The sequence below is a fragment of the Streptomyces sp. NPDC091649 genome (assembly GCF_044756785.1).
In the GTDB taxonomy this organism is placed as follows: Bacteria; Actinomycetota; Actinomycetes; order Streptomycetales; family Streptomycetaceae; genus Streptomyces.
Genome location: NZ_JBIVTR010000001.1, coordinates 983068 through 996147, shown reverse-complemented (window position 1 = coordinate 996147; position 13080 = coordinate 983068). Strand labels below are relative to the sequence as shown.

The 13080-nt window shown below is 72.7% G+C and carries 10 protein-coding genes; 7 read left to right on the top strand and 3 right to left on the bottom strand.

The genetic code is table 11. The features are described from left to right. The first annotated feature begins 217 nt into the window (after window positions 1-217). Window positions 218-1399 (top strand): ADP-forming succinate--CoA ligase subunit beta, encoded by a 1182-nt coding sequence (gene sucC / locus ACIQMU_RS04330; RefSeq protein WP_352240314.1) that lies wholly within the window; start codon window positions 218-220, stop codon window positions 1397-1399. A 21-nt stretch (window positions 1400-1420) separates the two neighbouring features. Next, window positions 1421-2305: a succinate--CoA ligase subunit alpha gene (gene sucD, locus ACIQMU_RS04325; RefSeq protein ID WP_352240315.1), complete on the top strand. Its 885-nt coding sequence runs from the start codon at window positions 1421-1423 to the stop codon at window positions 2303-2305. A gap of 147 nt (window positions 2306-2452) precedes the next feature. On the opposite strand, the gene ACIQMU_RS04320 is transcribed toward sucD, so the two are convergent. Continuing rightward, on the bottom strand, window positions 2453-3880 hold the full coding sequence (locus ACIQMU_RS04320) for a helix-turn-helix domain-containing protein (protein WP_402688176.1): 1428 nt from the start codon (window positions 3878-3880) through the stop codon (window positions 2453-2455). Between the two features lie 126 nt (window positions 3881-4006). On the opposite strand from ACIQMU_RS04320, the gene ACIQMU_RS04315 reads away from it, so the two are divergent. Beyond that, the gene (locus ACIQMU_RS04315) at window positions 4007-6058 is read left to right on the top strand and encodes a DUF6350 family protein (RefSeq protein ID WP_402688249.1); all 2052 of its coding nucleotides are present in this window, start codon (window positions 4007-4009) and stop codon (window positions 6056-6058) included. Here ACIQMU_RS04315 and ACIQMU_RS04310 read toward each other — a convergent pair. After that, on the bottom strand, window positions 6048-7016 hold the full coding sequence (locus ACIQMU_RS04310) for a hypothetical protein (RefSeq protein WP_352240317.1): 969 nt from the start codon (window positions 7014-7016) through the stop codon (window positions 6048-6050). The two genes, ACIQMU_RS04315 and ACIQMU_RS04310, sit on opposite strands and share 11 nt — an antisense overlap. Before the next feature lie 270 nt (window positions 7017-7286). Between ACIQMU_RS04310 and purN the strand changes: the two genes are divergently transcribed. From purN to ACIQMU_RS04295, 3 genes are all read left to right on the top strand, one after another. Further along, window positions 7287-7943: a phosphoribosylglycinamide formyltransferase gene (gene purN / locus ACIQMU_RS04305; protein WP_402688248.1), complete on the top strand. Its 657-nt coding sequence runs from the start codon at window positions 7287-7289 to the stop codon at window positions 7941-7943. Beyond that, on the top strand, window positions 7930-9480 hold the full coding sequence (gene purH, locus ACIQMU_RS04300) for a bifunctional phosphoribosylaminoimidazolecarboxamide formyltransferase/IMP cyclohydrolase (protein ID WP_352240320.1): 1551 nt from the start codon (window positions 7930-7932) through the stop codon (window positions 9478-9480). Before purN ends, purH begins: the two co-directional genes overlap by 14 nt. 181 nt (window positions 9481-9661) lie before the next feature. Continuing rightward, the gene (locus tag ACIQMU_RS04295) at window positions 9662-11203 is read left to right on the top strand and encodes a DUF2079 domain-containing protein (protein ID WP_352240321.1); all 1542 of its coding nucleotides are present in this window, start codon (window positions 9662-9664) and stop codon (window positions 11201-11203) included. A gap of 156 nt (window positions 11204-11359) precedes the next feature. On the opposite strand, the gene ACIQMU_RS04290 is transcribed toward ACIQMU_RS04295, so the two are convergent. Then, a complete protein-coding gene (locus ACIQMU_RS04290; protein ID WP_402688175.1) occupies window positions 11360-11962 on the bottom strand; it encodes an RDD family protein in 603 nt (200 codons plus the stop codon). 220 nt (window positions 11963-12182) lie between these two features. Here ACIQMU_RS04290 and ACIQMU_RS04285 point away from each other — a divergent pair, with 220 nt between their 5' ends. Continuing rightward, window positions 12183-13064 (top strand): bifunctional methylenetetrahydrofolate dehydrogenase/methenyltetrahydrofolate cyclohydrolase, encoded by an 882-nt coding sequence (locus tag ACIQMU_RS04285; protein ID WP_352240323.1) that lies wholly within the window; start codon window positions 12183-12185, stop codon window positions 13062-13064. The last annotated feature ends 16 nt before the right edge of the window (window positions 13065-13080 follow it).

Sequence of the window (13080 nt, the reverse complement as noted above, 5' to 3'; positions counted from 1 at the left end):
CCGAAGCCGGAGGGGCCACCCTCTGTGACCGTTATCACCGCTCAGGTGTGATCTGCGATTTAGGGCCACACGGAGTGCGGGGATAACCTGCCGGATGGACATGCCGCGTACTCGGACACCGTGTACGCCTCCCTAGTGACAGCGCAGTCACGTTGCCCTTCGCGGCACGCCCACGCAGAAGAACGAACCGCGATACCACTAAAAGGGACGGACGCGCGTGGACCTGTTCGAGTACCAGGCGAGGGACCTCTTCGCCAAGCACGGTGTACCGGTGCTGGCCGGTGAAGTCATCGACACGCCTGAGGCAGCCCGCGAGGCGACCGAGAAGCTGGGCGGCAAGTCTGTCGTCAAGGCGCAGGTGAAGGTCGGCGGCCGCGGCAAGGCCGGCGGCGTCAAGCTGGCGGCAGACCCGGACGAGGCGGTCGCCCGGGCGACCGACATTCTCGGCATGGACATCAAGGGCCACACGGTCCACAAGGTGATGATCGCCGAGCTGTCCCCGGAGATCGAGGCGGAGTACTACGTCTCGTACCTCCTCGACCGCACCAACCGCACCTTCCTGGCCATGGCCTCGGTGCAGGGCGGCATGGACATCGAGGAGGTCGCGGAGAAGACCCCCGAGGCCCTCGCGAAGGTCCCGGTCAACGCCGTCGACGGGGTCGACATCGTCAAGGCCCGCGAGATCGTGGCCCAGGCGAAGTTCCCGGCCGACGTGGCCGAGGGCGTGGCCGAGGCCATGGTGACCCTGTGGGACACCTTCGTCGCCGAGGACGCCCTCCTCGTCGAGGTCAACCCGCTGGTGAAGACCAAGGACGGCCGCATCCTGGCGCTGGACGGCAAGGTGTCTCTCGACGAGAACGCCGACTTCCGTCAGCCGGGTCACGAGGCGCTCGAGGACAAGGCCGCAGCCAACCCGCTCGAGGCTGCCGCCAAGGCCAAGAACCTCAACTACGTCAAGCTCGACGGCGAGGTCGGCATCATCGGTAACGGTGCCGGTCTGGTCATGTCGACCCTGGACGTCGTCGCGTACGCCGGTGAGAACCACGGCAACGTGAAGCCCGCCAACTTCCTCGACATCGGTGGCGGCGCCTCCGCGGAGGTCATGGCGAACGGCCTGGAGATCATCCTCGGCGACCCGGACGTCAAGTCCGTGTTCGTCAACGTCTTCGGCGGCATCACCGCCTGCGACGAGGTCGCCAACGGCATCGTCCAGGCGCTCGAGCTGCTCAAGACCAAGGGCGAGGCGGTCACCAAGCCGCTCGTCGTGCGTCTCGACGGCAACAACGCGGAGCTGGGTCGCAAGATCCTTTCCGACGCCAACCACCCGCTGGTCCAGCGCGTGGACACCATGGACGGCGCGGCCGACAAGGCCGCCGAGCTCGCCGCGGCTGCGAAGTAAGGAAGAGGGACTCAGACCACCATGGCTATCTTCCTCACCAAGGACAGCAAGGTCATCGTCCAGGGGATGACCGGCGCGACGGGCATGAAGCACACCAAGCTCATGCTCGCCGACGGCACCAACATCGTCGGCGGCGTGAACCCGCGCAAGGCCGGCACCTCCGTCGACTTCGACGGCACCGAGGTACCGGTCTTCGGCTCCGTCGCCGAGGCGATGGAGAAGACCGGCGCGAACGTGTCCGTCCTCTTCGTGCCGCCGGCCTTCTCGAAGGCCGCCGTCGTCGAGGCGATCGACGCCGAGATCCCGCTCGCCGTCGTGATCACCGAGGGCATCGCCGTCCACGACTCGGCCGCCTTCTGGGCGTACGCCGGCGCGAAGGGCAACAAGACCCGGATCATCGGTCCGAACTGCCCGGGTCTCATCACCCCCGGCCAGTCCAACGCCGGCATCATCCCGGGCGACATCACCAAGCCCGGCCGCATCGGTCTCGTGTCGAAGTCCGGCACGCTGACCTACCAGATGATGTACGAGCTCCGTGACATCGGCTTCTCCTCCGCCGTCGGCATCGGTGGCGACCCGGTCATCGGCACCACGCACATCGACGCCCTCGCGGCGTTCGAGGCGGACCCGGAGACCGACCTCATCGTGATGATCGGCGAGATCGGCGGCGACGCCGAGGAGCGTGCCGCCGACTTCATCGCGAAGAACGTCACCAAGCCGGTCGTCGGCTACGTCGCGGGCTTCACCGCCCCGGAGGGCAAGACCATGGGCCACGCCGGCGCCATCGTCTCCGGCTCCTCGGGCACCGCCCAGGCGAAGAAGGAGGCCCTTGAGGCCGCCGGCGTCAAGGTCGGCAAGACGCCGACCGAGACCGCCAAGCTGGCGCGCGAGATCCTCGCCGCCTGACCGGCGGAACCGACGCGCTGTGACGGCGCGGGCCCGCACCCTGGGAGCACAGGGGTGCGGGCCCGCGCCGTTCGCGTACGCACGCCCCGTACGCACGCACGCCCCGTATGCCCCGTACGTACGCCCCGTACGTACGGGACGACCGGGTCACCCGAGCTGCGGAACCAGCCGCTCGGGGCCGTGCGTCAGCTGCTCGCGCAGCGACTTCTGCAACTTCAGGTCCTGCGCGGTGAGCTTCTGCGGACCACCGCGTGGCGGTACGCCCCCGACCCGCTCCGGAGGGGCGATCGGCGGCTCGTAGTGGGTGGGCGCGGTGTGCAGGGTCAGCCCCGTGACGGCGACGAGCAGCGCGACGCCCGCGATGGCGGCCCGGGTCCACAGCCTGGCCCTGTCCTCGCTGCCGGTGCGCACGGCCCGGGCCGGACGCGGTACGGGGACGTGCTCGGCGCGGGCGAGACCGCCGAGCCGCTCGTGCAGCAGGGCCGACTGGGCGGCGGGCGAGCCGGCGACGGCCAGTTCGGGGAGCCGCTCGGCGACAGCGGCGCGGGCGGTCATCAGACGGCCCGCCGTGGCCGGGGTGCTGGCCTCCGTCTCGGCCGCGGTCTCCGGAAGGTCCAGCCCCACCCCGTCGTACAGGAGCAGCGTGCGCCGGTAGGCCGGGGGCAGGTCGAGCAGCGCGTCGAACAGCGCCTGCTTGGCCGGCTCCGTGGGCGGGGCGTCGGGGTGCCGGTGCGCGCGGCGCAGCCGGTGCCAGGGGGACATCGCGTGCTCGTACGCCGCGGCGCGCACCCAGCCGGCCGGGTCGCGGTCGACGGCCACCTCGGGCCAGCGGTGCCAGGCCAGCTGGAAGGCGCGCTCCACGGACTCGCGGGCCAGCGCCCGGCGGCCGGTCAGCAGATAGGTCTGCCGGACGAGTCCGGGGGCGGAGCGGGCGTACAACGCGTCGAACGCCTCGGCGGGTGAGAGGCACCGTGCGTCGGCCGCCTCCGCAGCGGTGTCCGGTCCCGGTGCCTGCACCGCTTCCGTGCCCGTACCCGCACCTGACCCGGCGCTCGTGCCCGTACCCGTACGCGTCTCGGTGCCCGCACCCGCACCCGCACCGGTACTCGTGCTCCTGCTCGGGCGCGTGCTCCTCTTCGCCTTCGCGTCCGTACCCGCCTCCGTAGGCGAAGGCGGGCATTCCGGCGCGGGCGGAGGTGCGGGCGGGGCCGCCGGCCCCGGGTCCGGGACCGCCTCCGCCGCCGCCGTCGCCCCGACCTTCGGAGCGGCCTTCTGCTTGGCTTTCGACTCGGCTTCCGGAGGGGGCTCCGGGGCGGATTCCGGGGCCGTCGAAGCCGTCGGCGGTTCGGCGGGGGGCGTTTCCGGTTCGGGGGCGATGAGCTTCGCGTACAGCGCACGCTTGCGCCCGCGCGGGCTCGTGCGCCCCGTCTCCCAGGAGCGCACGGTGGCGCGCGTGACACCGACGGCCGCCGCCACCTGCTCCTCGCTCAGCGATTTCGCCTCGCGCAGCCTGCGGCGCTCCTTGGGGGAGGGCAGCGGCGGCGCGGCGGCCTCGTCGGTCGTGCCCCGGGTCATGGGTGACCCCCAGCGACACCGCACAGGGTGAAAAAGTACATAAACGTATATTGGGCGACACAGCGGCTGTTAGCGCGTTACGCGAAATAAGCGCGTGTCGTTGGCAGCATGGGCCGCGTGACCCAAATGACGCAACGCGCCCCGAAGGCGACGGCCGAGCGCAAGCGCACCCTCGCCCTGGCCTCCTCCCTGGTGCGGGGCGCCGTCGCGGCCGGGCTCGGCCTCGGGTCGCTGACGGTGCTGATCATGGTGCTGTGGATCAGCTCCCCGCACCCCGACAGCGGGCCGGGCGGGGCGCTGCGCGCGGCGGCCGGGGTCTGGCTCCTCGCGCACGGCGCCGGACTCGTGCGGCCGGAGACCCTCAGCGGCGTTCCGGCCCCCGTCGGCGTGGTGCCGCTGCTGCTCCTGGTGGGTCCGCTCTGGCTGACGCACCGCGCGGCGCGCGGTGCGGCGGAGCCGGACGAGCGGCGGCCCAGGCCCTCGCAGGCGGGCGCCTTCTGCGGGGTGACCGCGGGATACCTGCTGGTCGTGGCGGGGGCGGCGGCCTATGCGCGGGACGGCTCGCTGCGCGCGGACCCGGACACACTGGCGTTCCCGGTGGCGCTGGTGGTGGCCGGTGCGGCGGCGGCCGGGGTGTGGGCGGCGGCGGGGCGGCCACTCGGGCCCCTGCCGTCCTGGTCGCCCCTGGCGCTTCAGGAGTCCGTGGCGCGGTCAGTCTTCCGCCATCGGGCGGGGGCGGCCTGCCGGTCGGCGGCGGGAGGCGCGATGGTGCTGCTCGGGGGTGGCGCGGTGCTCGTCGCGGTGGCGCTCGGCCGGAACGCGGGGGCGGCCCAGGAGGCGTTCCTGGCGCTCGCGGGCGACTGGCCGGGGCGCTTCGCCGTGCTACTGCTGGCCGCCTCCCTCGTGCCGAACGCCGCGCTGTGGGGAGCGGCGTACGGGCTCGGGCCCGGCTTCTCGCTCGGTACGGGAGCCACCGCCACCCCGCTGGGCCTTGACGGGACCCCGGTGGTGCCTCACTTCCCCCTGCTGGCGGCCGTGCCGGACCAGGGGCCGGGAACCCTGCTGACCTGGACCGCCCTGGCCGTGCCGGTGGCGTCCGCGCTGGCCGTCGCCTGGTTCACCGTACGCCGGGCGGCGCCCGTCGACACCACCCGCGCCGAGGCGTGGAGCCCGCGCGAAACAGCCCTGGTGGCCCTGCTCGCCGCGGTGGGGTGCGGTGTCGTGACGGCGATGCTCACGGCGATGGCCGGCGGGCCACTCGGCACCGGGGCGCTGAGCGCGTTCGGCCCGGTGTGGTGGCTGACCGGGCCGGCGGCGCTGGCGTGGACCGCGGGCGTCGGCGTACCGGCGGCCCTGCTCCTGCGGCTGTGGCGGCTGCGCACCCCGGGCTGGGCCTGGCGCAGGGACGTACCGGAGGCGGAAGAGGCCCCGGCGGCAAGGGCGGCCGGGACGGCGGGGGCGGCCGAGGGGCAGGCGGTCGCCATCGGGCGCCCGCGCCGTCGGTGGGCCCCGTGGCGTGCGCGAGGCGGTGCGGGGGGCGGGGCCGGTGACGCGGGGCCGGGTGGTCCGCAGGCTCCGGCCGCGGCCTCCGTTCCGGGCCCCGGCGCGGCGCCTCAAGCGGCCCCCGGCGCGTTGTCCGGCCCGGCGGCGCGGCGGGCCAGTGCGGGATTCGAGCCGTACGACTTCCTGCCGACCGACCCGTGGCACGAGAAGGCGGGTCGTCGGCAGGGGCAGGGCGGCGCGGGCGGCGCGGACGGTGAGGACGGCACGGACGGCACGGACGGCACGGACGGCACGGACGGCACGGACGGCACGGGCGCTGGGCGGGAGAAGGGCGGGAAGCGCGAGGAGGCCGGCTCCTGGCACGGGAAACACCTCAGGGAGGCCCGCTGGGCCTCCCTGAAGCGGGGCTCCGGCGGGCTGATGGCCGACTTCCCCGCGGGCCCCCTCGAAGCCACCGGCCCCTTCGAGGCTCCTCGCCCCCTGGAATCCGCCGGCTCCGTCGAGGCTCCTCGCCCCGTCGAAGCCGTCGGCCCTCTCGGAGCCTCTGGCTCTCCCGCAGCCCCTGGCTCCCTCGGAACCGCCGACTCGGCCGACTCCGCCGGGTCCGCTGAGCCGGCCGACTCCGCCGCTGAGCGCCCCGCGGGGGAGCCGGGCGGCCCGGGAGCTACTCCTTGACGCCGAAGAGCGGCTCCAGCGGCTTCGGCAGCTGGTCGTTGCAGGCCACCGCTCCGGTCTTGGTCAGCGCGTCGTTCACGCAGGTGTAGTAGTCGCGGTAGACGAGCTGCACGGTGAAGGTCGTCAACACGATGAGCAGCGCCAGCAGGCCGGTCACCAGACCGCTGACCGCCGCCGTGGTCTGCTGCCGACGGCTGACGCTCTGCGGAGCGGCGGACGTCGCCGAGTCGCCGTCCGCCCCGGTTCCCGTGCCGGCCACGGCCGTGCCCGCGCCGCCCGCCGCCGTGCGGTCCGTGGCGGAGGAGGTCTTCATCGGGGTGCGCAGCGCGCTGATCGCCCAGTACGTCGAGAGCGCGCCCAGCAGCAGGGCGATCTCCGGGAAGTCGAAGAGGGCGAAGAAGAAGGCCCACATACCGCCGAGCACGGCGTAACGGGCGCGCCGCTGTGCGGGGTCCTTGGGGTCCCAGCGCGGTCCGCCCGGACCGCCGCGCTCGGGTCCGCCCTTGCCGCCGGGCCCGCCGGAGTCGTTTGTGCCGGTGCGGCCGCCGAAGCCGCCGTTGCCCCGGCCGGGCTGCTTGCTGCTCCACTGACTGCCCCACGCCGGGCGGTTCCCGGAGGAGCCCGAGCCGTTCCCGTCGGACCCGCCGTTCTCACCCGGTCCGTCCGATGTGTCCGATCCGTCGGACCCGGAGGGGTGGCGCGGCTGCCACGGCTGGTCCGGACGGTCCGCGGGCGGCGCGGCGAACGGGTTGTCCTCCTGCGGCTTCCCGGCGGAGCCCGAGACCGGCGAGGGCCCCGAGGGGGAATCCGGGGAGGCGGAACCCGGCGAACCGGAGCCCGGAGGGGTGGAGCCCGGCGAGGAGGAGTCCGGCGAAGGGGACTGCCGTTCCCGCATCAGCGGAGCGGACCGCTCGGGCAGGGGGAGGGTGAAGGCGGTGCGACGGCGTCGGTCCGGCATGTGGTGAACGTCTTCCCCATCTCGTCATGTCCGCCCGTAGGACGGTTCGTCCGCCCGGCGGACGGCTCGCTGTCCCTGACGCTACCTCCCGCTCACGCCCCCGTCCCGTGGGGGCCGTCGGGTGTGCCGGTATCGTTGCTGACGGTCGGCCCCTTCGTAGGGTTCCCCGTATCGGGCGAAGCGATACTTTCGTACGACCCTACAAAGAGCATGCCGTACCTCGCCGCACCTGCGTCACCGTGCGGTCATCACGTGAGAAAGGGCCCCGACGTGGCCTCCCCGCCCCCCACCGCCCCTCCTGCCCGGCTGGTCGTGCTGCTCTCCGGATCCGGTACGAATCTCCAGGCGCTGCTCGACGCCGTCGGCGACGACCCCGAGGGGTTCGGAGCGCGGGTCGTCGCGGTCGGCGCGGACCGCGAGGGGGCCGGCGGCCTGGAGCGCGCGGAGCGGGCCGGAATCCCCACGTTCGTGTGCAAGGTCAAGGACCACGCGACCCGGGCCGAGTGGGACGAGGCGCTCGCCGCGGCCGTCGCCGGGCACCGTCCGGACCTCGTCGTCTCCGCCGGATTCATGAAGATCGTCGGCCCGGCGTTCCTGGCCGCGTTCGGTGGCCGGTTCGTCAACACCCACCCCGCCCTGCTGCCCAGCTTTCCCGGTGCCCACGGAGTGCGTGACGCACTCGCGTACGGCGTGAAGGTCACCGGCTGCACCGTCCACTTCGTCGACGAAGGCGTCGACACCGGTCCGATCATCGCGCAGGGCGTGGTCGAGGTGACCGAGGAGGACACCCCGGAGGGCGAAGCCGCCCTTCACGAACGCATCAAGGAAGTCGAGCGCTCGCTGCTCGTCGAGGCCGTGGGGCGGATCGCCCGTGACGGCTATCGCATTGAGGGACGAAAGGTTCATCTCGGTCATGTCGGTGAATAAGCCCATCCGCCGCGCTCTGGTCAGTGTCTACGACAAGACGGGGCTCGAAGACCTCGCGCGCGGTCTGCACGAGGCGGGTGTCGAACTCGTCTCCACCGGTTCCACCGCCGGGAGGATCGCCGACGCCGGAGTGCCGGTCACCAAGGTCGAGGAGCTCACCGGCTTCCCCGAGTGCCTGGACGGCCGTGTCAAGACGCTGCACCCCCGGGTGCACGCCGGCATCCTCGCCGACCTCCGTCTCGACGCCCACCGCGAGCAGCTCGCCGAGCTCGGCGTCGAGCCCTTCGACCTCGTCGTGGTGAACCTCTACCCGTTCAAGGAGACCGTCCTCTCGGGCGCCTCCGACGACGCGTGTGTCGAGCAGATCGACATCGGCGGCCCCTCCATGGTCCGCGCCGCCGCCAAGAACCACCCGTCGGTAGCCGTCGTCACCAGCCCCGACCGGTACGCCGACGTCCTGGCCGCCGTCGCCGCGGGCGGGTTCGACCTGACCGCCCGCAAGCGGCTCGCCGCCGAGGCGTTCCGGCACACCGCCGCCTACGACGTGGCCGTCGCCTCCTGGTTCGCGGACGACTACGCCGCAGAGGACGCGGGCCTGCCCGTGTTCCTCGGCGACACGTTCACGCGCAAGAACGTCCTGCGCTACGGCGAGAACCCGCACCAGTCGGCCGCGCTCTACACCTCGGGCGACGGCGGTCTCGCCGAGGCCGAGCAGCTGCACGGCAAGGAGATGTCCTACAACAACTACACGGACACCGACGCCGCCCGCCGCGCCGCCTACGACCACGCCGAGCCCTGCGTCGCGATCATCAAGCACGCCAACCCGTGCGGCATCGCGATCGCCGAGGACGTCGCCGAGGCGCACCGCAAGGCGCACGCCTGCGACCCGCTCTCCGCGTTCGGCGGCGTCATCGCCGTCAACCGCCCGGTGACCGTCGCGCTCGCCGAGCAGGTCGCCGAGATCTTCACCGAGGTGATCGTCGCCCCGGCCTACGAGGACGGCGCCGTCGAGGTGCTGGCCCGCAAGAAGAACATCCGCGTGCTGCGCGCCGCCGACGCCCCGGCCACCGCGTTCGAGGTCAAGCCGATCGACGGCGGCGCACTGCTCCAGGTCACGGACCGTCTCCAGGCCGAGGGCGACGACCCGGCCAACTGGACGCTCGCCACCGGCGATGCGCTCTCCGAGAGCGAGCTGAAGGAGCTGGCCTTCGCCTGGAAGGCCAGCCGCGCCGTCAAGTCCAACGCCATCCTGCTCGCCAAGGACGGCGCCTCGGTCGGCGTCGGCATGGGCCAGGTCAACCGCGTCGACTCCGCGAAGCTCGCCGTCGAGCGGGCGGGCGAGGAGCGGGCGCGCGGGGCGTACGCCGCCTCCGACGCCTTCTTCCCCTTCCCCGACGGCCTGGAGATCCTCACGGCCGCCGGCATCAGGGCCGTCGCCCAGCCCGGCGGGTCCGTCCGTGACGAACTGGTGATCGAGGCGGCGAAGAAGGCCGGCGTGACCATGTACTTCACGGGCACGCGCCACTTCTTCCACTGACCGCCCCCGTCGGCGCCGTCCCGGGCCGACACGCATGGCTGAGGCCGTATCCCGCCACGGGGTGCGGCCTCGGCCCGTGTCCGTCCCGCGGAATCGGCTCGCCGCTCTGTTCTAATGAACGGCCGTATCCCATGACGTATCCGATGGACGGCCGTGGAAATCCCTAGCGGGGGCAGTCACCGTGCTTGAGCTGAACAAGAGTGGAACGGGCCGGTCGGGGCCGGGACGTCTGCCCGCCCAGGACCCGGGGCCCGACGCCGCCCCGGCGGCCCGCCCGGCCGGCGACGCCCCGGGCGGGAGGGACGACTCCTCCGGGCGCGTGCCCCTGCGCCCGTATCTCATCGCCGGAGCCGTGCTCTGCGCGCTCTACTTCCTCTACGCGTACTTCCAGTACGCCCGCTTCGGCTCCCCCTCCTGGGACCTGGGGATCTTCGAGCAGGAGGTCCGGGCGTACGCCGGCTTCGACGCCCCGGTCGTCGACATCAAGGGCCCCGGTTATCTGATCCTCGGCGACCACTTCTCCCCGATCGTGGCGCTGCTGGCCCCGCTGTACTGGCTCTGGCCGTCGGCCGAGGCCCTGCTGTTCGCCCAGGCCGCGCTGTTCGCGCTGGGCGCGGTCATCGTCGGCCGCACCACCCAGCAGCTCCTCGGCGGGCGCTCCGGGCTCTGCGTCACCGTGGCGTACGGACTCTCCTGGGGCATCCAGGAAGCGGTGAAGGCCGACTTCCACGAGATCGCCTTCGCCGTACCGCTGCTGGCCCTCGTCTGCCGGGCCCTGCTTCTGCGGCGCTGGACGGCCGCCCTGCTGTGGTCGCTCCCCCTCGTCCTGGTCAAGGAGGACCTGGGCGCCACCGTGGCGGTCGTCGGCTTCCTGCTCTTCGTGTACGGCCGCCGCCTCCAGGGCGCGCTGCTCGCCGCCTTCGGGGTCGCCGCCTTCGTCGTCACGCTCACGGTCCTCATCCCGGCGGCCAGCAGCGCGGGCACCTACGACTACTGGAAGAAGATCGACAAGGACGGCGAGCAGGACGTCTCGATGCTGGACTCCGTCCTCGGCGTCCTCGACTCCTCCGTCAAGATCGAGATGCTGGTCTTCCTGCTCGGCATCACCGCGTTCATGGCGCTGCGCTCACCGCTCACGCTGCTGATCGTCCCCACGCTCGGCTGGCGGCTGCTCTCGCAGGACAGCAACCACTGGGGCATGGTCTGGCACTACAGCGCCATCCTCATGCCGGTGCTCTTCCTCGCGCTGGCCGACGGCGTCCGCCGCGGCCGCGACTCGCCCCGCCCCTGGCTCGCCTCGTACGCGAAGGTCGCCGTGCCCGTCGCCGCCGCGATCGCCGTCGCGCTGACGCAGCACCTGCCGCTGCGCGACCTGCTGCGCCCGGAGACCTACCGGACCGACGACGCCCGCAGCCAGGCGGCCAGGGCGGCGCTGGACGCCATCCCGGCGGGGTCGCGGGTCGAGACGGACATCACGCTGATGGCCCACCTCACGTCCGACCGCACCGTCTACTGGATCGGCGGAGCCCCGGGCACCGCACCCGACATCGTCGCCGTCAACCTGGACTTCGGCTGGTCCCGCCCGATCCAGGACCCGGTGGCCTACGCCGAGCAGCTCCACCCCGAGGCGCGCTACCGCCTCAAGCACCGGGGCGGCAGCTTCGTGGTGATGGAGCGTACGACCCCGGAGCCGGCCGGGATTCCCGGCGTACGCGAGGACTGACTGACCGGGCCGCCACCGGCTCCCGTGCACGCACGGCTCCCGTGCGCACGGCTCCCGTGCACACGGCTCGCGCGTACACGCGCACGGCTCCCGTACACGCGCGAAGGCCGCTCCGTGCACCGGAGCGGCCTTCGTGTACGACGTGACGCCTGCGGGTCAGTTGGCCTTGACGACCACGGACGAGCAGACCTTGTCCGCGAACGTCTGCTTCTTCTCGTCCCACAGCGGCCACAGCCAGCCGATGTAGCAGGCGATGCTGTCCAGGAAGTGGGCCAGGCGGCGCACGAAGGCCATGCCGAAGCCCAGCGGGCGGCCGTCGGCCTCGCGCAGCAGGCGGATGCCCACGGCCTTCTTGCCGATCGTCTGGCCGGTCGTGCCCTCCTGGTACAGCTGCCAGATGGCCACGGCGATGAGGCCGATGAAGCCGATGACGGCGAGGATCGCGCCGACCGCGTCGCCGACCGCGCCGCCGATGATGACGAGGATGTACGGGACCATCATGACGAGCCCGTCGACGATCAGTCCGCCGAAGCGCAGGCCCCAGTGCGCCAGCTCGGGCATGCCGCCGGCGCCGGGCTGCTGCGGGTAGCCGCCGCCGTAGGGCTGGCCGGGCTGCTGCTGCGGGTAGCCGTAGCCCTGCGGCGGGACACCCTGCGGAGCCTGCTGGGGGTAGCCGTAGCCGGGCTGACCCTGCGGCGGTCCCTGGGGAGGCTGGCCGGGCTGCTGCCCGTACGGGTTGTTCGGGTCGCCGAAGCTCATAAGGGGTGTTCCTTCAACAGACGTGTGGGGACGAAATGGCCACACGGAGGAAGGACAACGATCAGCGGCCCGCCCCCCGTACAACCGCGGCCTTCATCGTTATAAGCGGGACCCCGGTTTGTCCAGCCCGGGGCCCGGGACGTTGTGCAAGTGCAATGTGCGGTACGGGGGCGGCACCGGCAATTGGTATGCGGGCGGGGTCATCCGCGAGGATGGGACCATGACTGCCCAGATTCTCGATGGCAAGGCCACCGCTGCCGCGATCAAATCCGATCTGACCGTCCGTGTGGCGGCCCTCAAGGCCCAGGGGATCACTCCCGGCCTCGGAACCCTGCTCGTCGGGGACGACCCGGGCAGCCGGTGGTACGTCAACGGCAAGCACCGTGACTGCGCCCAGGTCGGCATCGGCTCCATCCAGCGCGAACTCCCCGACACCGCCACACAGGAGGAGATCGAGGACGTCGTCCGGGAGCTCAACTCCAACCCCGAGTGCACCGGCTACATCGTCCAGCTGCCGCTGCCCAAGGGCATCGACACCAACCGGGTCCTGGAGCTGATGGACCCGGCGAAGGACGCCGACGGGCTGCACCCGATGAGCCTCGGCCGCCTCGTCCTCAACGAGGCCGGCCCGCTGCCGTGCACCCCCCAGGGCGTCGTCCAGCTGCTGCGCGCACACGGCGTGGAGATCAACGGGGCGCACGTCGTGGTCGTCGGACGCGGTGTCACCATCGGCCGGTCGATCCCGCTGCTGCTGACCCGCAAGTCGGAGAACGCCACGGTGACCCAGTGCCACACCGGCACCCGGGACCTCGCCTCCCACCTGCGGCAGGCCGACATCATCGTCGCCGCCGCCGGGGTGCCGCACCTGATCAAGCCGGAGGACGTGAAGCCGGGCGCGGCCGTGCTCGACGTCGGCGTCAGCCGGGACGAGAACGGGAAGATCGTCGGCGATGTGCACCCGGGGGTCCGCGAGGTCGCCGCCTGGGTCGCCCCGAACCCCGGGGGCGTCGGCCCGATGACCCGGGCGCAGCTCCTGGTCAACGTGGTGGAGGCGGCCGAGCGCGCCGCCGCCGAGGCCGCCGACGCCGACGCCGCGGGCTGACGGCCGGATCCGGAGG

What these genes read in the sequence shown, in the direction of transcription:
- sucD (WP_352240315.1), top strand. Translation starts at nt 1,421, where the DNA reads ATGGCTATCTTCCTCACCAAGGACAGCAAGGTCATCGTCCAGGGGATG.
- ACIQMU_RS04320 (WP_402688176.1), bottom strand. Translation starts at nt 3,880, where the DNA reads ATGACCCGGGGCACGACCGACGAGGCCGCCGCGCCGCCGCTGCCCTCC.
- ACIQMU_RS04315 (WP_402688249.1), top strand. Translation starts at nt 4,007, where the DNA reads ATGACGCAACGCGCCCCGAAGGCGACGGCCGAGCGCAAGCGCACCCTC.
- ACIQMU_RS04310 (WP_352240317.1), bottom strand. Translation starts at nt 7,016, where the DNA reads ATGCCGGACCGACGCCGTCGCACCGCCTTCACCCTCCCCCTGCCCGAG.
- purH (WP_352240320.1), top strand. Translation starts at nt 7,930, where the DNA reads ATGTCGGTGAATAAGCCCATCCGCCGCGCTCTGGTCAGTGTCTACGAC.
- ACIQMU_RS04290 (WP_402688175.1), bottom strand. Translation starts at nt 11,962, where the DNA reads ATGAGCTTCGGCGACCCGAACAACCCGTACGGGCAGCAGCCCGGCCAG.
- ACIQMU_RS04285 (WP_352240323.1), top strand. Translation starts at nt 12,183, where the DNA reads ATGACTGCCCAGATTCTCGATGGCAAGGCCACCGCTGCCGCGATCAAA.